Source organism: Desulfosalsimonas sp., assembly GCF_055149105.1.
On the sequence record NZ_JBSRLA010000048.1, the window covers coordinates 1 to 22,823 of the forward strand.

Genomic DNA, 22,823 nt, shown 5'->3' on the forward strand with positions numbered 1-22,823 from the left:
ATTGGAAATCCCGGAGGGTTTCAGGTTTTTAAAATATAAATTGGTGTTATCCTTTAAAATTAATTGCTTTTAAAAATCTGAAACGCTCAATTTAGGTAAATGTGATAAGTCGGATCATGCCAACCCCCTCTTGGTGAAAGTTGTCGGCCTGCAGATTTTAATGCCCGTCAGGCTGCAGAAAAGACAGTTTCCTATCAAAGCCTATGGATAATCGGCGATGAGCCAAAAAGCATCCTGAATATATCATAATCCCGGTTGGCTTGAGAGCAAGCCGTGGTCGAATTTGCACTTAAAAATCCAGCGCCAGGAATTGCTTGACATATGTACAGCCATAAGAGATACTGTAATGTTTTGTTCACATCAATTATGAGCATTATCTTAAAAAGGAAAGGACAGACTCATGCGCGTTACAGATCTTTATGCAGGCAAAGCACCGGTTGTTTCCATGGAATTTTTCCCGCCCAGGGATGAAGCGGCTGCTGAAAAATTCGACAATATCGTGGATACCCTGGCAGACCGGAATCCCGATTACATGAGCGTTACCTTCGGGGCCGGCGGCTCTAACCGCGACGGTTCCTACCAGACGGTGAAAAAGCTCATCAAGGACAAACAGCTGCCCACTGTGGCCTATATTGCCGGATACGGGCTGGGCCCGGATGAAATCACGGAGGTGCTGGACAACTACAAGGGCCTTGGGGTGGAAACCATTTTTGTGATCCGCGGGGATAAGCCAAAGGATGAAAACTTCACACCCCATCCGGAAAGCTTTGCCCATGCCTCGGATCTGATCGGCTTTATCAAAAGGCGTTATGATTTCATCCTGGGATGTGCCGGATATCCCGAAGGCCACCTGGAATGCGAAAGCCTGGACAAGGATATTGAATACCTCAGGCTCAAACAGGACCAGGGCGCTGAGTATGTCGTGGCCCAGTATTGCTACGACAACCAGTTTTTTTTCGATTACGTGGACAAATGCCGGGCCGCCGGGGTCACCATCCCCATTATTCCCGGCATCATGCCGGTCTACACCGTCAAGCTCACCAATATCCTGTGCAGGGTATGCGGGGCAACCATCACCGATGCGCTGCAGAAAAAACTCGATGAAGTGACAGACAAGGACAAGGAGACCGTGCTGCAGGCAGGAATTGATTTTGCCGTAGACCAGTGCCGGGATCTGTTAAAACACAACCCGGCCGGGCTGCATTTCTACACCATGAACCGCAGCAAATCCACCAGCGCCATTATCGACAGGCTGCGCGGAGAAAATCTGCTTTAGCAGCCAACCCGCGCCATCAGGCCCCTGCCTGGCGAATGTGCATTTGTCCCGGCCTATTTCAGCCCGTGGTCCCAGTTCCACTTGCCGGGCCGCTTTTTTAAATGCACCCCGGCCGGCAGGGGCTCGTGCATGTGCACGAAAACCCGGTAGCCCAGATTTTCGAGGGTCTGGCCGTGACCGGTCAAATCCACGGCCCAGTCCGGAAACACCCAGTAATTGTCATCCATGCGCGCCACCCAGGCATGCTCGCCCCTGGGGCTTTTAAAAAGGCTTTGTTCGGTCATGGATTCTGCCTTGACCCGGGAGATGCACAAAGGCCAGTTGCCGTAAATCACAATACCCAGGGGCAGCGGTGCCCTGGCCGGCAGGTGGGTATAGTCGGTTTTCCCCAGCTCCGGACTGACAATCACCCCGGAAAAGCCCATGGACGCAAGGGTTTCCATGGCAAGCGCGTTGGCAATGTTGCAAAACGGCCCGGCCCAGATGCGCAGGCCCTTTTTGGGGGGAAACAGGGCCATCTGCCAGGGCGAATTGAGCACGAACTGCTTAAATCCCTTGTTCACGGCCGCAGTCACCGCTGCCCGGAGCCCGGCTTCGGCATCCGGCCAGATCACCGGCGGCAGCCACCACCAGATCCTGTTGGTAAGAGGCAGCTTGCCCGGCTTCATCTCCGGGCTCAGCCAGATGCCGGTATTGGCGCTTGCGGGCATTTCTTCGGGCAGGTCCCGCTGCAGCCGCATTTCCACAACAGGATGGCGGTGCAGGGTTTTAGCCGGCAGTCGGACTTTGAACCTGGACATGGAAACGCTTTTTTCCGGCAGGGTTTCAAGCCTGTCGGCAAAGGGCTTGATTTCGGCTGTCAGTTCGGGTTCGCGCCGGTCAATGAGAAACACGGGCGTGTCATTGGCGGGCCGTTCCTTTTCAGTGAGATTTAAGTAAAACCGGCCCTTTTTGGGCACGTGTCTGGCAATGCGTAGGATGCGGTGCCAGGACTGGTCCTCGTATCCGATGCGCAAAAGATCGCCGGGCAGCAGGGCGTCTCTGGGATCCATGTAGGGTTTGGTTTTCGGGCCCTGGACCTTGCCGATGAGATTGCCCGAGCCGGTCTGGGTATCAGTGTCAACCGGATTCCAGGGCCGCTGGGGCAGAAACCGGTAATGGGTGGGTTTTCTTCCCAGGGCCTGGTCCAGAAACGACAGGGCGGTTTTGCGGGCAGCGCTGTCGCCGGGATGATCGCGAAGCATTTTGTAGGCGGCGGTGGTGTAATACACGTAATGAGGCCCCTTTTTGCGCCCCTCAATTTTCAGGCCGGATACCGCGGGCACTTCCAGCAGCAGCTTGGTGAGCACATCGAGCCACAGGTCCTGGCATGAGAAAAACCGGCTGCGGTTTTTGCCCTGGCTGTAAATCCGCCTGCAGGGCTGCACGCAACTGCCCCGCAGCCCGCTTTTGCCGCCCAGAAAGCTGCTCCAGTAGCACCGGCCTGAAACCCCGTAACAAAGGGCGCCGTGGACAAATACCTCAAGGGAAAGTTCATCAGGGCAGTTTTCTGCAGCAGCCTTGATCTCGTCGATGGAAAACTCCCTGGGCAGCACCACACGGCTGACCGAGGGCAAGGCCCGCACTACATCCAGAGCCGCGGGAAAGGTCACATTGGCCAGGGTGGACAGATGAAGCTCGCCCTTAAATCCGGTCTGCCCGGCAATGGCCACCATTGCCGGATCCTGGATGATCAGCGCATCGGGTCTGACATGCCGGGAAAGGTGATCGACAAGCTTTCCCGCATCTGCCAGTTCGTCTGGCTTGATCAGGGCATTGAGAGCCACATAGACCCTTTTGTCGTGCTCATGGGCCAGCCGGGTGAGCCTTCCCAGCTGCTCAATGGTGAAGTTTTCTGCGGCCATACGCGCGTTAAAATCCTTGAGCCCGCAGTAAACCGCATCCGCACCCGCGGCCAGGGCCGCCAGAAATGACTCCGGATTGCCCGCCGGGGAAAGAATTTCAGGTTTTTTGGATGTTTTTCTTGTATCAGAAGCCGGTTTTTCAGATGTCATAGGAAAATTTCGATTCAATTGGGATGAACATGTCTTGGCCCAAACTGCAAATGACTGCAGCCCGGGCCTTCAGACTGGACTTGTTTGCAAACTCGTTTAATGATATTAAAAAATGCATGGAAGCGCAATTTATAATTAAAAAATGAATTCATAGCCATAAAAGGACAACCATATGAAAATTGCGGTAAGCGGAAAAGGCGGAGTGGGTAAAACCACGTTTTCAGCCCTGTTGATCCGGGCCCTGAGCGAGCAGAACAAGCGGGTCCTGGCCATTGACGCGGACCCGGATGCCAACCTGGCGGCAGCCGTGGGCATTGAAGGCGCAGAGGAGATCGTGCCCATTTCGGAGATGAAGGACCTGGTCTATGAGCGCACCGAGGCCAAGCCCGGCAGCATCGGCGGGTTTTTCAAAATGAATCCCAAGGTGGACGATCTTCCGGACGCGCTTTCGGCAAAGCTGGACAACATCAAGCTCATGCGCCTGGGCGGCGTGAAAAAAGGCGGCGCCGGATGCATCTGCCCGGAAAGCACCCTGCTCAAAGCCCTGATCACCCATATTGTGCTGGCCCGGGATGAAGTCGTCATCATGGACATGGAAGCGGGAATCGAGCATTTGGGCCGGGCTACGGCCCGGGCCGTTGACCGGCTGATCGTGGTGGTGGAGCCGGGCCGCAGAAGCATTGACACGGCCATGCACATCAAGCAGCTGGCCGGAGAGATCGGCCTGGACAAGATTTCGCTTGTGGGCAACAAGATCAGGGGGGAAAAAGACCGGCAGTTTCTGGAGCAGCACCTGCCGGATTTCGACTTTCTGGGATTTCTGCCCTTTGACGACGCGCTGATCGAAGCGGACCTAAGCGGCATGTCCCCGTATGAAGCAGACTCTGCAGCCAAGTCCGAAATCATCAAAATGATTGAAAAGCTCTGATGGCAGAAAAGCGCCCTTATCCGAAAAAACGGCGCGGACCGGCCAAGGCAAAGCGCCAGCCGTTGAAGGCCGGCTCTGACGCCAAACTCAAAAAGGTGTTTGCCGAAATCGGCAGGCCGGAAAAGCGGCCGTTTAAACCTGACCCGTTCCAGATCCAGGCGCTGGAAGCCATGGACAAGGGCGATTGTCTGGTGACCGCACCCACGGGTTCCGGCAAAACATGGATTGCCGTGGAAGCCATCCGCAAGATCTTTGATGCCGGCGGACGGGCTTGGTATGCATCGCCATTAAAGGCCCTGACCAATTCCAAGTACTGCGAATTTGCCGAAATTTTCGGCGCTGACAACCTGGGCATTCTCACGGGCGACCGCAAGGAAAACACCGATGCCCCGATTATCGTGGGCACCACGGAAATTTTGCGAAATCAGCTCTATGATGCCATGCACCATGGCGAGGACCTGGGCACGGACCTTGTGGTTCTGGATGAGGCCCATTTTCTGGGCGACGAAAACCGGGGAGTGGTCTGGGAAGAAACCATGATCTACCTGCCGGCACGAATTCCGCTACTGATGCTGTCGGCCACTGTGGGAAACGCCGGCCAGATCTCGGCCTGGCTGGAATCCATCCGGGGCCGCAAGTGTCTTGTGGTGGAGGAAAAAAAGCGGCCCGTACCCTTGTATCCGCTTTTTCTCCATCCTTCCGGCACCCTGTTTCCCCTGCTGGACAAAAAAGACAAAAAAGGCGGCGGGGCCAGGCTGTATAAAAAGGTGCTCCAGTTTTTAAAAAACACCAACAATGCCAGACGGGGCGGTTTTGGCGCAAGCCTGCCAAAAATGGGCGATGTGCTGGCCGTGTTTCGCAAATACAACCTCCTGCCGGCCATTTTTTTCCTGAAATCCCGGGCGGATTGCGACAATGCCCTGCTTTTGTGCGCTGATTACAAGGTGATCGAAGACCCGGAACGCAAAGCCGGCAGAAGACAGCGGGTGGCCGAACTCATTGAAAAAGCCCCCCACCTGGCCGATCACAAGCAGATACCCGATCTGGTGCACAAGGCGGTGGCCGCCCATCACAGCGGCCAGCTGCCGGCATGGAAACTGGTGATCGAAACTTTGATGACAGAAGGCTATCTGGATGCGGTGTTTGCCACCTCCACTGTGGCCGCGGGGGTGAATTTTCCCGCCCGCACCATTGCCTTTCTCAACTCGGACCGATTCAACGGCCGGGAGTTTATTTCCCTTAATCCCACGGAATTTCACCAGATGACCGGCCGGGCCGGCCGCCGGGGCATGGACAACATCGGCTTTGCCGTGGTCATTCCGGGCCGGTTCATGGACACGCGCTACGTGGGCCGGCTTGTTTACGCCCAGCCCACGGATGTGGACAGCCAGATCCAGATCAATTTCTCCATGACCTTAAACCTGCTTCTCTCCCATACCCCCAAACAGGTGCGGGAACTGCTGGACAAGTCCTTTGCCAATTTCCAGTTTCAAAGCCGGCGCAAAAAAAAGAAAAAGCAGACCGGCAGCATCCGGGACATGGATCATTTGTGGGCGGAATTTATCCGGCATCTTGATTTTTTAAAGCAGAAAGATTATGTGGCAGAAGACAACCGGCTCACCGAAGACGGCATCTGGGCCTCCCAGCTGCGCATCGACCATCCCCTGATGGTGGCCGAGGGCTTTCGCCAAAACCTGTTTCCCCAATCCGACCCGGCGCTTCTGGCAGCCATCATGGCCGCGTTTGTCAATGAGCGGGAAACCGACGAAGACAGCATTCACCCAAAGGATGTACCCGAAGCCCTGGAAGAGGCCTACCTGGGCATCCGGGAGGGCCTGCGGCCCTTTGCAAAGGAAATGATCGCAAAAGGCTTTACAGCGCCGTTTTTATTCATGCGCCCGGCCATGACCGTTTATCACTGGACTGCGGGCCGGGACTGGGAATCGGTGCTGGCTTTGTGGGACAGTGCCGAAGGCGATCTGGCCATGCTGATCATGCGCACCGCAGACAACCTGCGCCATATCCGCAATTTAAAAAATGTGTTTCCGGAAGCCGCTCAGAGCGCGAAAACCGCCATGGAGCAAATCCTGCGGGACCCCATTGTCCCGGCACTCGAAGCCGAATAAGAATCAATGTCTGTTTTCAACTGGATCATTGTCGGTTTAAACATCCCCCTTTCTTTGCTGTCTGCCGGTCATGCCCTGTTTTTCAAGCGCACCCCCCAGTCAGCCCTGGTCTGGGTGGCGGTCTGCCTGACATTTCCTTTTGCGGGCCCCCTGGTTTATTTTCTTTTCGGCATCAACCGGGTCCGGAACCGGGCCAGGAGACTGGAAATCAAGCGCCCGTTGCACCGGGTGGAACCCGGGGGCGGCGATTCCCTAGAAACCGCAAAGTATCTGCCCGCGGACCTGGAGGTTTCCAGGGCGGTATCCGATATCGCCCGGATCTCCGACAATGTTGCCCGTGCGCCCCTTGTAGGCGGCAACCGCATTGATCTGCTCCACAACGGTGAGCAATCCTATCCAGCCATGATCCAGGCCATGGAAAACGCCGAGCACCGGATTTTTCTGTGCACTTATATTTTTGACACGGATTCGGCCGGCAGGCAGATCATCAGGGCCCTGGCCGCGGCCGCGGCCAGGGGCGTGGAGGTGCGGGTGATCGTGGACGGATTCGGAGAGCTTTATTCCCGGCCCCGGGCCAGCGCCCTTCTGGAAAAAGCCGGCATCCCCTGCACCCGGTTTCTGCCCCCGCGCCTTGTTCCCCTGCCCATGCTGCATATTAACTTAAGCACCCACAGAAAAACCCTGGTGGTTGACGGGGACGTGGGATTTACAGGCGGCATGAACATCGGTAACAGGCACATGGCAGAAGTCAAAGACAACAGCAAACGGGTTGTCGATACCCACTTCCGCCTAACCGGCCCCATCGTTCGCCAGCTGGAACAAAGCTTTATCGAGGACTGGTCGTTTTGCACGGGCCAGGCCCTGGAGCCCACTGCAACGCCTACGGTCTCAAGGGGAAAGGCCGTGTGCCGCGCCATTGCCGACGGGCCCAGCGAACCGGTGGACAAGCTTTCCGCCATCCTGGTGGGTGCGGTGGCCACGGCCAGAAAGCACGTTATGATTATGACCCCCTATTTCCTGCCGTCCGTGGAGATGATCTCTGCCATCCAGACCACTGTGCTGCGCGGCACCCGGGTGGACATTGTGCTGCCCTCGGTCAACAACCTGCCCTTTATCCAGTGGGCGACCAACAACATGCTCTATGAGCTTTTGTTCTGGGGCGCCAATATCTATTTTCAGCCCCCGCCGTTTGTGCATTCAAAGCTTTTTGTGGCAGACGGCCATTACGCCCAGATCGGCTCGGCCAACATGGATCCGCGCAGCCTGAAGTTGAATTTTGAACTCAACGTGGAAATTTTTGACGCAAACGTGGTGGAAGACATTGCCGGCTATGTGGAAGAAAAAATCGAGCGCTCCCGACAGATTTATCTGGCGGATATCAACAACCGCTCCTTTGCCGCCAAAACCCGCGATGCCCTGATGTGGCTGTTTTCCCCTTACATGTAAGCGGATTTGCCATGCCTGCGCATCCGATCGCGCACCTTTCTGGAACGGCTGTGGATCAGGGCATATCCGTAGCGGATGTTTTTGCCGAACAATTCGGATGAATTGCGGAAGTTGCTGCGCAGCTTCATGCCATTGGAGGTGACCTTGCGCAGGATATTGATTTCCTTGCCCACCACCCGGGTGGACCGGTCGAGCACTGCGTCGAGAAACGCAGCCCGGTCCTTTGTGCACGCCGCACAGGTCACTGCCCGGCCGAACTGAAACAGGTTGTGGCCGTCGCTGCCCCCGGTCAGCCCGGCATCCAGGTTAAATCCCAGCAATGTGCTGTCCATGTTCCACTTGTGCAGGTTGCCGGCATTAATGGCCTCGATGCCGTCTGCGGAAGCCAGCAGGTACTGCTGGCGAATGCCGGAAAACATGGGGTTGCAGACCCCCACGTAAGCCGCCGAAAACGGATGGGGAAACACAATCACGCACTTGTACTGGCGGGCGCATGCAATCAGGGATTCCATGGACAGGGCGCACGATGACATGACCTCTTTTCCCAGAAAGGGCCGCAGATCCTTTTCGTAAAACCGCACCAGGTCATGGATCTCATAAAAATAAACCAGCAGATGGGCCCCTTCCCGGGAGGTGACCTCGATGCCCGGGATGCTGAAGATATCCCTGTGGCGGGCCATTTCCAAAGCACCGCCAATGGCGTTGTGGTCTGTGACGGCAATGCCGATGCCCATCTTTCGGACCCGGCCGGCAATGGCTTCAATATCATTGAAACCGTCTGAATACCGACTGTGAAAATGCATGTCCACCACCGTGGCACTATCCCTGAGACGATCAAGATCCGGCCGGGCAAAATGAACACGATTTGGATTTAACGGTTGTGCGGCATCACAGGCGGATGCACTATTTGCAGAACCCAATGGATAACAGCTCCTTTATCAGATTAACTTATTTACTATAATACAGGCTTTGATAAAACACAATGCCGGATTCAAAACAGTTTTCACCCATACAAACAAGGCGTTTTTATCTTGCGTGATCCCTGCGTTGTACCAATGCCGGGTTTGTGCTAAATTGGCTGCCAGACCGGAACCCTTAAATCTTGATAAATCGCTTCTAACTTCGTTTAAGGTTCAAGGTTCAAGGTTCAAGGTTCAAAGTTCAAGGTTCAAAGTTCAAGGTTCAAAGTTCAAGGTTCAAGGTTCAAGGTTCAAGGTTCAAGGTTTAAAAAAATAACCCGCTGTTTTACTTAACACTTAACACTTAAAACTTAAAACTAGATTGGGAACCATGGCCGCTTTATGGCAAATCCATGACCTCCTGGACCTGGAATATCTGCTCAGGCTGCGCGCTGATGCGGACAACGGCCGGGATGCAGCCATGGATCGCAGAATTTACCTGGAATATGTCAGCGGCCATCCGCAAACCGCAGACCGCAGATCCGTGCTCAAACACTGGCTCCAGACCCGGAGACAAAGCCGGAGCGCTGATGACAACCAGGAAATACTGCCGGGCCGGGTCTATGCCCAGGCCATGCGCATGGCCGGATGGATCATTTTTTTTGCCGCGTTTTTTGCCGGTGCTGCACTGGCCGGATCTCTTCTTTCCTACGGCGGCACCACCCCGGTCAACGTGTTTACATGCCTGTGGGTGCTGCTTTTCCCCCAGATCCTGCTGTTGGCATTGCTGGCGGCCGCATCCGTGCTATCCCGCATCCGCCCGTCTTTTGGCAAAAACGGCCTGTATTTTCTCATCAGCGCTTTGCTCCGGCGTCTGGCGCTGCGGCTCATGGGCTGGATCGCCCCGCACCTGTCTGTGCAGCGGCAAAACCGGTTCCAGGAGGTTGTCGGCATGGTGGGACGAAGCCGGACCGTGTACGGAAACATTTTCTTCTGGCCGGTGTTCAACACGGCCCAACTCGCAGGCATCTCCTTTAATCTCGGGGTTCTGGCCGCCATGCTCATGCGCATCACATTGACGGACGTGGCATTTGGATGGCAGTCCACCCTCCGGCCCGATCCTCAGACGGTTTATGCCATTGTGGAATTTCTGGCCGCTCCCTGGGCATGGTTTCTGGAGCCGCCTGCTGCGCACCCCACCGCGGCCCAGATTGCCGGCAGCAAAATAGTTTTAAAAGAAGGCATCTATGGCCTGGCCTCTGGTGACATGGCCTCCTGGTGGCCGTTTTTGTGTTTCAGCGTTTTATTTTACGGCCTGGTCCCAAGGGTTGTGCTGCTGGGCCTCGGATGGTGGCAGCAGCGCAGGCACCTGGCCCGGCTCCATTTCACCCACGGGCCCTGCGACCGGCTCTGGCTTCAGATGACCGCCCCGAACGTGGAAACCCGCAGTCCGCAGACAGACGCACAAAAGCCTGGCGGCCGGACTAAAACCGGTAGCGGCCCGGAAACACCGCAGCAGACCCATAACTCCCCGCCAGACTCGGGGCGCTCTGTTGTGCTCATGGTGCCTGAAGAAGCTGGAATGGACATCTCCGCCATTGCCGAAAAAATCCGCAGCCAGACAGGTCTCAAAACCGCCGCAGGCATATCGGCCACCGGTGATCCGGACCAGGATGTTCAACAGCTGGCACGGTCCCTGGAAAACGCGGGAATGAACCAGGTACGCGTGGCCGTGGTCATCGAGGCCTGGCAGCCGCCCATCCGGGAAAACCTGGCCTGGATACGCCGCATCCGCAGTGCCGCCGGCCCTACAGCATCCGTGATTCTTTTTTTGATCGGCAAGCCGGACAAAACAGGCGCCCTGCCCGGCGTGCCGGCCAAAACCGAACAGGCCACCTGGCAGCAGGCGGTCAACGGCATGGCTGATCCGTATGTCCGTGTGGAAATCCTGGGAGGATAAATTGACCAAACGCTCAGACATCCCGGTTTTTGCCGTACTGGGCCACCCCAACGAGGGCAAGTCCTCGGTAGTGGCCACCCTTGCGGAAAACGACGCCGTGCCCGTGAGCCCGACTCCGGGTGAAACCCGCCAATGCCGGGATTATCCGGTTTTCATCGATGATGCGGAAGTCATCCGGTTTGTCGACACCCCGGGATTTCAAAATCCCAGGGCCGCGCACAAATGGATCTCCCAGCACGCGGATCCGGAAAAACCCTGGCTTGACGACTTTATCCGGGCCCATGAAACCAATGCGGAATTTGCCCACGAGTGCCGGCTGCTCACCCCGCTGGCCGCGGGCGCAGGGGTGATCTTCGTGGTTGACGGCACCCGGCCGGTGCGCACGGCCGACCGGCTGGAAATGGATATCCTGCGATTGACCGGCGCACCCCGCATGACCGTAATCAACACCAAGGACCGGGAGCACGGCGACTACATCGAGGAGTGGAAAACCGCTGCACGCATGCACTTTAACATCATCCGCATTTTTGACGCCCAGCGGGCGAGCTTTGCCGAGCGCATGGATTTGCTCAAAAGCCTCAGAGCCATTGATCCGGACTGGGATGAGACTCTGCATCGGGTCACTGAAGCCTTTGAAACCGACTGGCATGCGCGCCTGGAGCAAACTGCGGCCATTATCACGGAACTGCTGGCTTCGGTGCTCCAGTACCGTGCAAAAAAAACCGTGCATGATGCTTCTGCCACAGAAGCGGCTGAAAAACAGCTGGTTGTCCAATACCGGCAGCAGGTGGCGGATATGGAAAAAAAAGCCCATCACCGGATCAAAAAAAGATTCAAGCACAATATTTTCTCCTATGACCTGCCCCCCCAGTCCCTGGCCGGCACAGACCTGTTTTCTGAAAAAACATTAAAGGCCCTGGGCCTGACCCGCAATCAGATGGCCTGGGCGGGAGCCGGCATCGGTGCGGGCCTCGGTGCCAAGGCGGATCTGGCCCTGGCCGGACTGACCTTTGGGGTGTTTACCGCCCTGGGCGGAGCCCTGGGGGCGGGATCAGCGGCATGGGGAACCCGGAAAATCTCCCGGGCCAAAATCAAGGGCCAGGCATTGGGCGGCATACGGATCCAGGCCGGTCCGGTGAAAAACGATCAACTGCTTTACGTGATAATAGACCGGAGCCTAATTTATTTCTGGCATGTCATCAACTGGGCCCACAGCCGGCGCGACCGGCCGGAGACGGGAAATGATGCGGATGCCGGGGTAACAAAATTTTTGAGCGCCAAATGGAGCCGGGAGCAAAAAAAAATCTCCCAACGGTTTTTCAAGGAAATCCGGCAAAAGGGCACAGCCGCGGGACAACAGGCGGTGCGGGAATTTTCAAGCATGATCCGGGAACTGTTAAAAGAGATTTCACGCGCATGACAACCCCCCGGGATGAAGAAAACAACATCAGGCAACGCATCATGGACATGGTGGGCCGGGCCGGCAGCAAATACACCCCCATGGACCTTGAACGGGAAGTCTGCGCCCGGCAAAAGGTTTCCAGAAAAGCGGCGCGCCTGGCTGTAAAAGCCTTGATGGCCGAAAACCGGCTGACCTATACCCAGTTTCTGGGCCACACGTTTGTGGAAATTTCCTATAAGCGCCCTGTTGAAACCGGCGGCGGCGTGATTCTGGCGCCGCCGGACGCAGTGATCACTCCCCGGCCGGAACAGATTGTGGTGCGCATCGAGGCCGGGGCGGCATTCGGCGCCGGCGATCACCCCACCACCCGTATGGCCTTAAGACTTGCGGCCTGGACGTTTCATGATCATATTTTACCCAAACCGGCCCAAAACTGCCGGGTACTGGATATCGGCACCGGTTCCGGGGTGCTGGCAGCCGCGGCCTGCCTCATGGGCGCGGCACGGGCCGCAGGCACCGATATTGACCCCTGCGCCCGGGCCGAGGCCGCCGGAAACGCTGCCTTAAACGGCCTTACCGACCGGATGGAGATTTTTGACAGCATCACAGCGCTTGAAAAAAACAGCCCGGGACTGCCGCCCTTTGATCTGGTTTTGGCCAACCTCCGCTACCCCACCCTTGTCCGGATGCACAAGGCAGTCACGGAAATTTCCGCGCCCGGGGCGGTGATGATTTTTTCGGGATTCCGGCCCAGCGAGCAGCCGGAGCTTTTAAAAACATATGATTCTTCGTGCTTTGACCTGCTGCGCACCCTGGAGGAAAACGGCTGGTGCGCTGCTGCAATCCAAAAAAGGCCCTGAAGGATGGAAAAATATTACAAGGAGCGTTTCGAGGCCCAGCGCCGGCTTGCGCAAAAAGTCGCGCCGTTTATGGAGGCAAACGAAATCCTTGAAAAAATGCGCTCTGAATTGCGGGAGATCATCTCCGGGTCCATGGAGGCCTGCATTCTCCTGCTGGATCCCGAGGCCGGCAAATACACCCGCCCCCTGGAGTGCGCCCTGTATGACAAGCCGGTCAACTGCCTGAAATGCAAACGCCACCGGCCGGCCATCCAGCAGGCCATTGCCCGGAAAAAAGCCGTGGTGGTAACCGGCAGCCAGCCCGTGCTCCGCCATGACGGCACCTCGGTGCCCATCGGCCCGGAAGCCGCAGTGCCGGTGTTTGCGGAAAACCAGCTGCTGGCGGTTGTCAGCGTGGTGGCCATGCCCGAAACCCGTTTTTCAAGCAGGGAATTTTTCCTTCTCCAGGATTTTGCCGAAACCGTGGGTCATTTGCTTATCAGCGCAAAAAAGCACTGGGCCATGACCCAGGAAAAAATCCGCATCAACCAGATGCTCGCTCACATGTCGCCGTTTGTGCCCCAGTCGGTTCGCAAAATCGTTGAAGATGACCCGCAAATGCTGGAGCGGGAAAAGGAAAAACAGGATGTGAGCATCCTGTTTCTGGACCTGGAAGGATACACCAAACTCTCCATTGACCGGCCCGAAGACGAGGTCAACGCACTGGTGGAAAAGATATTTTCCAGCTTCGTGGATCCCATCCACCGATCCCACGGCGAAATCAATGAGACCGCAGGCGACGGGCTTATGATTATTTTCAAGGATGACGATCCCCGGGTCAATGCCGTAAACGCGATCAAGGCGGCCATTGACATCCGGGAGCGCAACCACGAGGTCAACCGGGAACTAAACCTCGCCAGCGGGCCGATCAACGTCAACATGGGCATTAACACCGGCGAGGCCCTGGTGGGCATGACCCGCATGAAAGGGGCTCTGGACACGCGCATGACTTATACGGCCTCGGGCACGGTCACCAACCTGGCCGCCCGCCTGGCCGAATACGCCCAGGGCGGCGACATCCTGTTTGGCGGGCGCACCCGGAGCATGATCGAAAACCTCTGGCCTGTCTACGACCGGGGTAAAGTCGAACTCAAAGGCATTGAAGCCCCGGTGCAAATCTATTCCCTTTTCAGAGACGACAGAGCCTATCATGCTTGACAATTGCCGCACCAGGGGCATATTTTCAAAAAACAGCCGCAAATCCCCAAAAGGACCAAAAGAATTGATGAAACCTCATGAAAAAAACTGTTTGCGCATTATTTTGATGCTTGTTCTTCCTGCTGCCGCATTGCTGCTGGCAGCCGGCCCTGCAGGTGCAGCCGGTCTCAAAGCGTTTGTCAGCATTCAGCCCCAGAAATATTTTGTGGAGCGCATCAGCGGCCGGACCGCGGAGGTCAACGTGATGGTGGCCCCGGGATCTCACCCGGCCGTGTATGAGCCCTCACCCCGGCAGATGGCCGCGCTTTCCAAAGCAGATCTGTATTTTGCCGCAGGCGTGCCCTTTGAAGACACGTGGCTGGAAAAAATCCGGGCTGCAAATCCGGATCTGAAAATTGTACACACAGACGCCTGGATTCAAAAGCAGCCCATTGACAGAAACGGCAGCACAGAAGCGGATCACGGCCATGACCATGGCAATTTGGATCCGCATATATGGCTTTCCCCGCCCCTGGTGATGATCCAGGCCAGACACATCCTAACCGCCCTGAGCCAGGCGGATCCTGACAATGCAGATGCCTATGAAACCAATGGTCAAAAGTTCATTTCTGAACTGGCGCAGCTTGACACAAGGCTCCGGCGGATGTTTGGACAAGGACCGCAAAACCGGGAATTTCTGGTGTTTCATCCCTCCTGGGGTTATTTTGCAGACGCCTACGGCTTAAAACAACTCCCGGTGGAAATATCCGGCAAAACACCCAGGGCCACGGACCTGCAGCGGCTGATCACCCTTGCCCGGGAAAAAGGCATTCAAACGGTCTTAATCCAGCCCCAGGTGTCTTCAAAATCCGCCGAAACCATTGCCAGGGCCATTGACGGCAACGTGGTGTCTGCAGATCCACTGGCGGAAAACTGGCGGGAAAATCTCGTTGAGGTGGCCGGCAAAATCCTGGAGGCAGCCAGATAACCATGGATGATCCCGTTATTGAACTCAGCAATGTCAGTTTTTCCTATGACGGCGTCCCTGTGGTCCACAACGCCTCGTTCACCGTGGCGAAAAAAGAATTTCTGGCCATTATCGGGCCCAACGGCGGCGGCAAATCCACCCTGGTCAAGCTGATGCTGGGCCTTTTGAAGCCGGATGCCGGCCGGATCCGGATTTTGGGCAAACCGCCCAAAAAAGTATCCCACTGCTTCGGTTACGTTCCCCAGGACGTGTCCATCAACCGATCATTTCCCATATCGGTTTTAGACGTTGTCCTTATGGGCCGGCTTCGGCGGCACAAAGGCGTGCGCATCCGGAAACAGGATTACGAGGCGGCCTGCCATTTTCTCGAACTGCTGGGCGTGTCCCAATACAAGGAGCGCAGAATCGATGATCTCTCCGGCGGCCAGCGGGAGCGGGTTTTTATCGCACGGGCCCTGACCACGGATCCGGACATCCTGATTCTCGACGAGCCCACCGCGAGCGTGGATACAGCCGGCCGCACCGAACTCTACGCCCTTTTGCGGGATTTAAACCGCACCAAGACCATTATCGTGGTCAGCCATGACCTGATGGTCATGTCTTCTTACGTAACCGCTGTTGCCTGCGTCAACCAGCAGGTTTACTACCACGACGAAAACGAAATCACAAATGAGATGCTTGACATGGGGTACCAATGCCCGGTGGAACTCATCGCCCACGGCCAGCCCCACCGGATCCTGAAAACCCACGAGGAAGGCCCATGATCGAGGCCCTGCAGTTTGAATTCATGCGAAATGCCCTGTATGCCGGGCTTTTTGCCTCCCTTATATGCGGAATCATCGGCACCTTCGTGGTGGTCAATCGGATGGTGTTTTTAACCGGCGGCATTGCCCATGCCGCATACGGGGGCATCGGCGCGGCCCTGTTTTTCGGAATCCCTTATATTTACGGCACCATGGGCTTTTCGCTGGCCGCAGCCCTGATCATGACCGCAGTCACCCTCAAGGTCCCCCACCGCTCTGATACCTTCATCGGCGTGCTCTGGGCCGTTGGCATGGCTCTGGGCGTGATCCTGGTGGATCTGACCCCGGGCTACAACGTGGATCTCATGAGCTACCTGTTTGGCAGCATCCTTGCCGTGCCTGCCTCGGATATCTGGTGGATGCTCGCCCTGGGTGCGGTGACCCTGGTGCTGACCCTGTATTTTTACCGTGACCTGATTGCCATTTCCTATGACATGGAATTTGCACAGCTGCAAGGCGTGCGGGTCAATTTTCTCTATTTTCTGTTCATGGCCATGGTGGCCGTGGCCATTGTATTAATCATACGGGTGGTGGGACTGCTTCTGGTCATTGCTCTGCTGTCGATCCCGCCTTATATTGCCGAAAAATACGCCCGCTCCCTTGGGGTGATGATGGTTTTTGCCGTGGGCCTTTCAGCAATTTTCAATGTTGCCGGGCTGTGGATGGCCTATTGCTTTGACTTGAGCTCCGGTGCCAGCATCATCCTGGTGGCTGCGGCCGGATTTTTCATCTCTCTTTTCATTGACACAATCATCAGTGTACGGCATAAAAAACAACGGTCAAAAATATGATCGCTTTTTTGGGTAAAATATATTATGGTGCGCCTGTAAAAAGTCTTTTTTACAGGCAGTGTTAAGTTTTAAGTGATTAAGTGTTAAGTAAAATCAAAAAGTTATATTTTTTATTGCTGGCCGCCGTTTTTTTCATCGCAGGCGGGTGCGGCTCGGGCAGGGTTTTGCACAACCCGGCGGACGCCGACAATGCAGGACCGGTTCAATGGGTGATTGATTTTTACCAGGGCCCACTGGACCATTTAAACGCAGTGCGCACGGGCCAATGTCCCATGTACCCGTCCTGCTCGCAATACACAAGCCGGGCCGTGGAAAAACACGGACCTGCTGTGGGCGCTATGCTTGCCTGCGACCGGTTGATGAGATGCGGCCGCAGCGAGCTGGACTACGCCCCTAAAATTCCAGTTAACGGAAAGTGGAGATATCATGATCCGGTTTCCGCAAACGATTTCTGGTTTTCAGATACGCCACCCTAAATTGAGCGATTTTCAAGTTTGCCGCAGATACAAGGAAGATACAGACTCGCTATAGTCAACTATGCGAGGCTGTATCTGACGCGGTAGATGCGGTAAAATTGGAAATCCCGGAGGGTTTGCAGATTTTTAAAATAGAAATGGATGTTATCCTTTCAAATGAATTGCTTTTAAAAATCTGAAACGCTCAATTTAGGGCTGTGAAAAAACATTTACTAACAAGGAGGCATCATGCCGCAAGCCGTTATCGTCAGTGCAGTAAGAACCCCCCTTGGCGCCTTTAACGGCACCCTGGGCAATACGGGTGCAACAGATCTGGGCGCCCACGTGATCACCGAAGCCATCCAGCGGGCGGGCATTTCCGGAGAATCGGTCAATGAGGTCATCATGGGCCAGGTGCTCCCCTGCGGCTACGGCCAGAACCCGGCCCGCCAGGCCGCGGTCAGGGCCGGACTGCCCTGGGAGGTGGAATGCCTGACCCTCAACAAGGTATGCGGATCCGCATTAAAATCCGTAATGCTCGCTGCCCAAGCCATTGGCGCCGGAGACGCCGACGTGGTGGTGGCCGGCGGAATGGAAAACATGAGCATGGCCCCCTATTACCTGGAAAAAGCCAGGTTCGGCTATCGCATGGGCGGGGGCACACTCCAGGACCACATGATCCATGATGGTCTGTGGGATATTGTCAATGATTTTCACATGGGGGTTTCAAACGAGCTTTGCTCTGAAAAATACGATGTTTCGCGGGAAGATCAGGACCGGTACGCGGAAATGTCTTATAACCGTGCAATAGAGGCTGTGGAATCAGGCCGTTTCAAGCAGGAAATCGCACCCGTGCCCATCCGGGACCGCAAGGGCAACACCACCGAGTTTGCCGTGGATGAAAACCCCAAGCCCACCCCTTTTGAAACCCTGTCGAAAATGAAGCCGGCTTTCCGCAAAGACGGCAGGGGTACGGCCGGAAACGCCTCGATTATCAGCGACGGGGCATCGGCCGTGGTGGTCATGAGCGACACCAAGGCAAAGGAACTGGGCCTGACCCCCATGGCCCGCATCGGCGCCCAGGCCTCTGCCGGCATTGACATGAAATACGTGCTCGTGGCCCCGATTCTGGCCATTCCCAAGTGCCTGAACAAAATCGGCATGACCGCAAAGGACATGGATCTGTTTGAGATCAACGAGGCGTTTTCGGGCTCCACCGTGGCGGTGATCAAGGAACTGGGCCTTAACACCGACAAAGTCAACGTCAACGGCGGCAGCGTGTCTCTGGGTCATCCCATCGGCGCAAGCGGCGCCCGGGTGCTGACCACCCTGCTCTATGAAATGATCCGCCAAGACGTGCAAAACGGCATCGCCTCTTTGTGTCTGGGCGGCGGCGAAGCCGTGGCCATGACCGTACACAGGTAAAAACCGGACAGGCTGCGGTCTTGATTCCCGGAGATTCATGGATTATATTTAATTAACCCAATGGTTATCGTAATCATTGATACAGGGGACAGGCGATGCAGACACAAAATATAAAAAACGAGGCTTACCGACTTCTTGAGGATCTGCCGGAAAATGCAACATGGGAGGATCTGATGTATAGAATCTATGTCAGACAAGCAATTGAAGCCGGCATGGAAGACAGTGAAGCCGGCAGGACAATGAGCATAAAAGAAGTTCGGGAAAAATTCGGATTGCAGGGATGAATGTTGAGTGGACAGAAAACGCCATAGGGCACCTTGTACACATATATGAATATATTGGTGCCAATTCAAAGACCTATGCCAGAAAAATGGTTGACAAGATTACAAAGCGTTCATCTCAAATCGCCGATTTTCCCCTTTCCGGGCGAAAGGTTCCGGAATATGACACAGAAGACATCCGAGAGGTCATAGAATCTCCATACAGAATTATTTACCGGATTCAAGCCGATCAAATTCATATACTCGCTGTAATCCACGGAGCAAGGCAATTGCCTCATGATTTTGAATATTGAAGCTGTTATCGGGAACCGGCTGCCCAGGGACGCTCAATTCCGAATTTCCGGATTCTTTTCCAGACAGTCACCCGGCTGACGCCGAGAATCCGGGCGGTTTCAGACTGGTTCCAGCCGGTTTGCCGCAGGGTCTGTTCCAGGACCGCCCGTTGCCCGTTCTCATCGGCATTGACAGCCGGCATGGCCGAAGGCGGCCGGACAACACCCCTGACACGCGCGGGGAGATGAATTTCATCAATTGTGCCACCCGGGCACAAGACAAAGGCATACTCGATGGTATTGCGCAGCTCCCGCACATTTCCGGGCCAGTCATAAGCCATGAGCCGATCCAGGGCCGCCGGGCTGATGCCGGAAATATCCTTATCTGAATTGATCATGTTGCGGCTGATAAAATGGCTTGCCAGAAGAGGGATATCCTCGGGATGCGCGGCCAGTGGCGGGCATTGAATGGGAAACACGTTGATCCGGAAATACAGGTCTTCCCGGAACATTCCCTGCCGGACCAGGTCTTCCGGATCCTTGTTGGTTGCCGTGACAATGCGCACATCCACGGCTATCTGATTGTGATCCCCCACCCGTTCGATCTTTTTTTCCTCCAGCACGCGAAGCAGCTTCACCTGGGTGGCAGGCGGAATATCGCCGATTTCGTCAAGCAAGATGGTGCCCTGGTGGGCGGCTTCAAACCGCCCGATCCGGGAGCGGTCCGCACCGGTAAACGCGCCCTTGACATGACCGAATAATTCACTTTCCAGAAGACTTTCGTTTAAGGCCGCGCAGTTGACCTTGATAAAAGGTTTATCCCTGCGCACGCCCGCCTGGTGGACCGCCCTGGCGACCATTTCCTTGCCGGTTCCGCTTTGGCCGGTGATCATCACCGGTGCATCCGAGCGGGCCACGTTGTCTATCATTCCATACAGATTGACCATCACCGGTGCCTGCCCCAGGATTCCGTAGAAGGAATCCCCGGGCTGGCAGGTCTGTTTCAGGGCTTTGATTTCCTCCTGCTGGCGCACGAGCTGGGAAATATCGGTAAGGGTCTCCACCGCGCCGATCATTTCCCCGACGGCATCGCGCAGGACCCTGGCGCTTTTGCGAATATGCACGGTCTGACGGTCTTTTTTGGTGATCGTGCACTGCTTGTCCCGCACCCCGCCCACGGCAAACAGCCTGCACCAGTTATCCCCGCTGCCCTTGCCCACAAATTTGCATCCCGTGCAGTTGAGTATCCTGCAGGAGTGCCCCTGAAGCTCGTCTGCGGCAAAACCGGTAATCTCCTCGGCCGCTGGATTGATCGCAACAATGCAGCCGGAGGTGTCCACGACAATCAACCCGTCGTGGAGGGTGTCAAAAATGGTTTTCCAGTAGTCCCCGATATTCATTTCACAGCTTTTTCCCTGCTTATCCTGTTTACCGCAATTGTTAATGGTTAATTAACAGGTGTTAATAAAAACAATAACAATTCCATTCGCAAAACGCCATGAAAATTTTCAAATAATTTGTTTTATCAGGCTGTTATTGCAAAACAAAAAACTGGCACAAACATTGCCATATCATGCTGCATCGGACCGGAATGCGCACAATTCATCTTTTAACCCACGGAGGCCAACATGCGGCAAAAAACCAATTTTTTATGCTTTCCAGCAATCCTTGCGGTGCTGGCGGCATACACCTTATTTCTGCCCCCTGTATTATGCGCCCAGGAAAGCCTGAGCGACCTGAAAAAACAGGTGGAAGCACTTCAGGAAAAAATCGAGAAAATGGAGAAAAGCCAGGACTGGAACACCGAAGATATCGACATGTTAATGGACAGGGTGGACAAGACCGAACTGCACACGGCCACTGATAAGATTTCCTGGGGCGTGGATTTCAGGACCCGGGCCGAATCCATCCATTACAACGACATCCGCGTGGCGCCGTCTTCGATGATCCAGAGTTTTTTCACGCCTGTGACTGAGCCCGGAGGCTTCAACGGGGCCACAAAACAGCAGTTCCAAGACGCCGTAGCCGGCATGGCAGCCGCCGGGACAATCCCCGAGCCGGAAAAATACGACGCAGACAATGATATTATCTACACCAACCGCATCCGCTTAAACATGATGGGCCGGTATAACCAGCACCTGGAATTCCGGGGCCGGCTGGCCGCATACAAGGTGTTCGGCGACAGCACAGGGGTGAAGTTCAACCAGGGAAGCCTTGGCGATGTCACTTTTGACGGCAACAGCGCAAGCCTGCCACACGGAGACACCCTCCGGGTGGAGCGGGCTTATTTTGTTTATAAAAATCAGCTCGGAGATATCCCCTACAGCTTTTCTGCCGGAAGACGGCCGTCAACTGACGGGCCTCCGCTGGAATACCGCAATTACAGCCTCCAGGGCGGTTCTCCGCTGGCCACCATCATTAACTGGCAGTTTGACGGGGCCTCGCTTACCTTTGGCTTAGAGGACGTCACCGGTATCCCAGGGGCGTCGTTTAAACTTTGCTATGGTGTGGGCTATGAAAGCGACTGGGGAAATGCCGCCTCGCTGAATTACAGCCAGGCTGAACTCGATGATGTCCACATGCTGGGCATTATTACGGATTTATACGACAACGGCACCACCAGTTTCAAATTCAGCTATGCCCATGCCTGGGATGTCACAGACGGCTTTACAGGCCTGGCGGTCATGCCCTTTATTGTCTCGAAAAACAACGGCACATATACATTTGAACCAAACAGCGGCGGATTTATTTCCCGCCTGGAGCCCCAAACCAATATCGGTGACTGGGATGCGGCATCCCTGTTGATCAGATCGCAGATCCCCACCGAAAACGACCACATTGACTGGTTTCTGGCCGGTTCCTGGACCCATACCAACCCTTCCCAAATTTCGCAGAATCCCTTTTACGAGCTTATGGGCATGGGTCTGCTGAGTTCCAACGGCGAACTCGAAGACCGGGACGGATACAGCATATATGCTGGCGCCATTTTTCCGGTGCCGGTTGTCAGCGGGCGTCTGGGGCTGGAGTACAACTGGGGATCCAAGTACTGGTTTAACTTCACCGGCGCTGAAGATTCCCTGATCGGCAGCAAACTCGCCGCCCGGGGCGAAGTCTATGAGGCCTATTACATTCAGCCGATTTTCGGAAACAACTTCTTTGTCAAGCTCGGCGGACAATTCTATGACTACAAGTACACCGGCAGCGGCAATCCACTGGGAAAACCGGTCAAAATTGCCGACACCACCGCGCTTGACACCATCAACCCGGTGGTCGACGACGTCTGGAATTATTATCTGTCTGCAACCGTACAATTTTAAATATAACCATTAAGGAGACAACCATGTTTCGAAAACTATTGTGTTTATTTCTCACGGCCGGATTTGTTGTGGCCCTTGCGGGAACGGCTGCGGCATTTGAACAGGGCAATGAGAGAAAAGGCAAATACATGTTCCGGAAAAACTGCCGGTCCTGCCACACAGAAGGCGCATCCGCCGAACCGTTAAACCCGATCTCCAAAACCCAGGCCCAATGGGAACGCGCCTTCCAAAGATATGAACGCTTCGAGTGCGCGGATCAGTGGGAGGAACTTTCTCAATCAGACAGAAACGACATACTGACTTATCTCTACAACCATGCCTTTGACTCACCGTCTCCGGCAACCTGCGAATAAAAAACCGGGAT

General features: G+C 55.4%; 20 protein-coding genes. 17 read left to right on the forward strand and 3 right to left on the reverse strand.

Features of this window, described 5'->3' with window-relative positions:
• Positions 1–400: 400 nt before the first annotated feature.
• A complete protein-coding gene (locus ACTCIA_RS11860) occupies positions 401–1,276 on the forward strand; it encodes a methylenetetrahydrofolate reductase (RefSeq protein WP_463002032.1) in 876 nt (291 codons plus the stop codon).
• Between the two features lie 53 nt (positions 1,277–1,329).
• On the opposite strand, the gene ACTCIA_RS11865 is transcribed toward ACTCIA_RS11860, so the two are convergent.
• Positions 1,330–3,330, reverse strand: a complete 2,001-nt coding sequence (locus ACTCIA_RS11865; protein WP_463002033.1) for a peptidase U32 family protein — start codon at positions 3,328–3,330, stop codon at positions 1,330–1,332.
• A gap of 172 nt (positions 3,331–3,502) precedes the next feature.
• Between ACTCIA_RS11865 and ACTCIA_RS11870 the strand changes: the two genes are divergently transcribed.
• Genes ACTCIA_RS11870 through cls form a run of 3 tightly spaced genes read left to right on the forward strand, consistent with a single transcriptional unit; the run spans position 3,503 to position 7,830 of the window.
• Positions 3,503–4,258, forward strand: a complete 756-nt coding sequence (locus tag ACTCIA_RS11870; protein WP_463002034.1) for an ATP-binding protein — start codon at positions 3,503–3,505, stop codon at positions 4,256–4,258.
• Positions 4,258–6,384, forward strand: coding sequence for a DEAD/DEAH box helicase (locus ACTCIA_RS11875; protein WP_463002035.1), 2,127 nt, complete (start codon positions 4,258–4,260; stop codon positions 6,382–6,384). The genes ACTCIA_RS11870 and ACTCIA_RS11875 overlap by 1 nt, the downstream gene beginning before the upstream one ends.
• Positions 6,385–6,390: 6 nt before the next feature.
• The gene (cls, locus tag ACTCIA_RS11880; protein WP_463002036.1) at positions 6,391–7,830 is read left to right on the forward strand and encodes a cardiolipin synthase; all 1,440 of its coding nucleotides are present in this window, start codon (positions 6,391–6,393) and stop codon (positions 7,828–7,830) included.
• Here cls and ACTCIA_RS11885 read toward each other — a convergent pair.
• Positions 7,821–8,750, reverse strand: a complete 930-nt coding sequence (locus ACTCIA_RS11885) for a PHP domain-containing protein (RefSeq protein ID WP_463002037.1) — start codon at positions 8,748–8,750, stop codon at positions 7,821–7,823. The genes cls and ACTCIA_RS11885 overlap by 10 nt on opposite strands.
• A gap of 370 nt (positions 8,751–9,120) precedes the next feature.
• On the opposite strand from ACTCIA_RS11885, the gene ACTCIA_RS11890 reads away from it, so the two are divergent.
• From ACTCIA_RS11890 to ACTCIA_RS11940, 11 genes are all read left to right on the forward strand, one after another.
• The gene (locus ACTCIA_RS11890; protein WP_463002038.1) at positions 9,121–10,689 is read left to right on the forward strand and encodes a DUF2868 domain-containing protein; all 1,569 of its coding nucleotides are present in this window, start codon (positions 9,121–9,123) and stop codon (positions 10,687–10,689) included.
• A gap of 1 nt (position 10,690) precedes the next feature.
• A complete protein-coding gene (locus ACTCIA_RS11895; RefSeq protein ID WP_463002039.1) occupies positions 10,691–12,109 on the forward strand; it encodes a GTPase/DUF3482 domain-containing protein in 1,419 nt (472 codons plus the stop codon).
• The gene (locus ACTCIA_RS11900; RefSeq protein WP_463002040.1) at positions 12,106–12,951 is read left to right on the forward strand and encodes a 50S ribosomal protein L11 methyltransferase; all 846 of its coding nucleotides are present in this window, start codon (positions 12,106–12,108) and stop codon (positions 12,949–12,951) included. The genes ACTCIA_RS11895 and ACTCIA_RS11900 overlap by 4 nt, the downstream gene beginning before the upstream one ends.
• A gap of 3 nt (positions 12,952–12,954) precedes the next feature.
• A complete protein-coding gene (locus ACTCIA_RS11905; RefSeq protein ID WP_463002041.1) occupies positions 12,955–14,148 on the forward strand; it encodes an adenylate/guanylate cyclase domain-containing protein in 1,194 nt (397 codons plus the stop codon).
• 106 nt (positions 14,149–14,254) lie between these two features.
• On the forward strand, positions 14,255–15,115 hold the full coding sequence (locus ACTCIA_RS11910) for a metal ABC transporter solute-binding protein, Zn/Mn family (RefSeq protein WP_463002042.1): 861 nt from the start codon (positions 14,255–14,257) through the stop codon (positions 15,113–15,115).
• A 2-nt stretch (positions 15,116–15,117) separates the two neighbouring features.
• Positions 15,118–15,879, forward strand: a complete 762-nt coding sequence (locus ACTCIA_RS11915; RefSeq protein WP_463002043.1) for a metal ABC transporter ATP-binding protein — start codon at positions 15,118–15,120, stop codon at positions 15,877–15,879.
• A complete protein-coding gene (locus ACTCIA_RS11920) occupies positions 15,876–16,709 on the forward strand; it encodes a metal ABC transporter permease (protein ID WP_463002044.1) in 834 nt (277 codons plus the stop codon). Before ACTCIA_RS11915 ends, ACTCIA_RS11920 begins: the two co-directional genes overlap by 4 nt.
• Before the next feature lie 164 nt (positions 16,710–16,873).
• On the forward strand, positions 16,874–17,185 hold the full coding sequence (gene yidD, locus ACTCIA_RS11925) for a membrane protein insertion efficiency factor YidD (protein ID WP_463002045.1): 312 nt from the start codon (positions 16,874–16,876) through the stop codon (positions 17,183–17,185).
• 228 nt (positions 17,186–17,413) lie between these two features.
• Positions 17,414–18,589 (forward strand): acetyl-CoA C-acetyltransferase, encoded by a 1,176-nt coding sequence (locus tag ACTCIA_RS11930; RefSeq protein WP_463002046.1) that lies wholly within the window; start codon positions 17,414–17,416, stop codon positions 18,587–18,589.
• A 95-nt stretch (positions 18,590–18,684) separates the two neighbouring features.
• Positions 18,685–18,873 carry a hypothetical protein gene (locus ACTCIA_RS11935; protein ID WP_463002047.1) on the forward strand — a complete coding sequence of 63 codons (189 nt, stop codon included), beginning with the start codon at positions 18,685–18,687 and terminating at the stop codon, positions 18,871–18,873.
• A complete protein-coding gene (locus ACTCIA_RS11940) occupies positions 18,870–19,163 on the forward strand; it encodes a type II toxin-antitoxin system RelE/ParE family toxin (RefSeq protein ID WP_463002048.1) in 294 nt (97 codons plus the stop codon). The genes ACTCIA_RS11935 and ACTCIA_RS11940 overlap by 4 nt, the downstream gene beginning before the upstream one ends.
• A gap of 5 nt (positions 19,164–19,168) precedes the next feature.
• Here the strand turns inward: ACTCIA_RS11940 and ACTCIA_RS11945 are convergent, their stop codons facing one another.
• Positions 19,169–20,542 carry a sigma-54 interaction domain-containing protein gene (locus ACTCIA_RS11945; protein ID WP_463002049.1) on the reverse strand — a complete coding sequence of 458 codons (1,374 nt, stop codon included), beginning with the start codon at positions 20,540–20,542 and terminating at the stop codon, positions 19,169–19,171.
• 228 nt (positions 20,543–20,770) lie between these two features.
• Here ACTCIA_RS11945 and ACTCIA_RS11950 point away from each other — a divergent pair, with 228 nt between their 5' ends.
• Positions 20,771–22,459: a DUF3373 family protein gene (locus ACTCIA_RS11950; RefSeq protein WP_463002050.1), complete on the forward strand. Its 1,689-nt coding sequence runs from the start codon at positions 20,771–20,773 to the stop codon at positions 22,457–22,459.
• Positions 22,460–22,482: 23 nt separating this feature from the next.
• Complete coding sequence (locus ACTCIA_RS11955; RefSeq protein WP_463002051.1) at positions 22,483–22,812, forward strand: c-type cytochrome; 330 nt, start codon at positions 22,483–22,485, stop codon at positions 22,810–22,812.
• The last annotated feature ends 11 nt before the right edge of the window (positions 22,813–22,823 follow it).

What these genes read in the sequence shown, in the direction of transcription:
- ACTCIA_RS11860 (WP_463002032.1), top strand. Translation starts at nt 401, where the DNA reads ATGCGCGTTACAGATCTTTATGCAGGCAAAGCACCGGTTGTTTCCATG.
- ACTCIA_RS11865 (WP_463002033.1), bottom strand. Translation starts at nt 3,330, where the DNA reads ATGACATCTGAAAAACCGGCTTCTGATACAAGAAAAACATCCAAAAAA.
- ACTCIA_RS11870 (WP_463002034.1), top strand. Translation starts at nt 3,503, where the DNA reads ATGAAAATTGCGGTAAGCGGAAAAGGCGGAGTGGGTAAAACCACGTTT.
- ACTCIA_RS11875 (WP_463002035.1), top strand. Translation starts at nt 4,258, where the DNA reads ATGGCAGAAAAGCGCCCTTATCCGAAAAAACGGCGCGGACCGGCCAAG.
- cls (WP_463002036.1), top strand. Translation starts at nt 6,391, where the DNA reads ATGTCTGTTTTCAACTGGATCATTGTCGGTTTAAACATCCCCCTTTCT.
- ACTCIA_RS11890 (WP_463002038.1), top strand. Translation starts at nt 9,121, where the DNA reads ATGGCCGCTTTATGGCAAATCCATGACCTCCTGGACCTGGAATATCTG.
- ACTCIA_RS11900 (WP_463002040.1), top strand. Translation starts at nt 12,106, where the DNA reads ATGACAACCCCCCGGGATGAAGAAAACAACATCAGGCAACGCATCATG.
- ACTCIA_RS11905 (WP_463002041.1), top strand. Translation starts at nt 12,955, where the DNA reads ATGGAAAAATATTACAAGGAGCGTTTCGAGGCCCAGCGCCGGCTTGCG.
- ACTCIA_RS11910 (WP_463002042.1), top strand. Translation starts at nt 14,255, where the DNA reads ATGCTTGTTCTTCCTGCTGCCGCATTGCTGCTGGCAGCCGGCCCTGCA.
- ACTCIA_RS11915 (WP_463002043.1), top strand. Translation starts at nt 15,118, where the DNA reads ATGGATGATCCCGTTATTGAACTCAGCAATGTCAGTTTTTCCTATGAC.
- ACTCIA_RS11920 (WP_463002044.1), top strand. Translation starts at nt 15,876, where the DNA reads ATGATCGAGGCCCTGCAGTTTGAATTCATGCGAAATGCCCTGTATGCC.
- ACTCIA_RS11930 (WP_463002046.1), top strand. Translation starts at nt 17,414, where the DNA reads ATGCCGCAAGCCGTTATCGTCAGTGCAGTAAGAACCCCCCTTGGCGCC.
- ACTCIA_RS11935 (WP_463002047.1), top strand. Translation starts at nt 18,685, where the DNA reads ATGCAGACACAAAATATAAAAAACGAGGCTTACCGACTTCTTGAGGAT.
- ACTCIA_RS11940 (WP_463002048.1), top strand. Translation starts at nt 18,870, where the DNA reads ATGAATGTTGAGTGGACAGAAAACGCCATAGGGCACCTTGTACACATA.
- ACTCIA_RS11945 (WP_463002049.1), bottom strand. Translation starts at nt 20,542, where the DNA reads ATGAATATCGGGGACTACTGGAAAACCATTTTTGACACCCTCCACGAC.
- ACTCIA_RS11950 (WP_463002050.1), top strand. Translation starts at nt 20,771, where the DNA reads ATGCGGCAAAAAACCAATTTTTTATGCTTTCCAGCAATCCTTGCGGTG.
- ACTCIA_RS11955 (WP_463002051.1), top strand. Translation starts at nt 22,483, where the DNA reads ATGTTTCGAAAACTATTGTGTTTATTTCTCACGGCCGGATTTGTTGTG.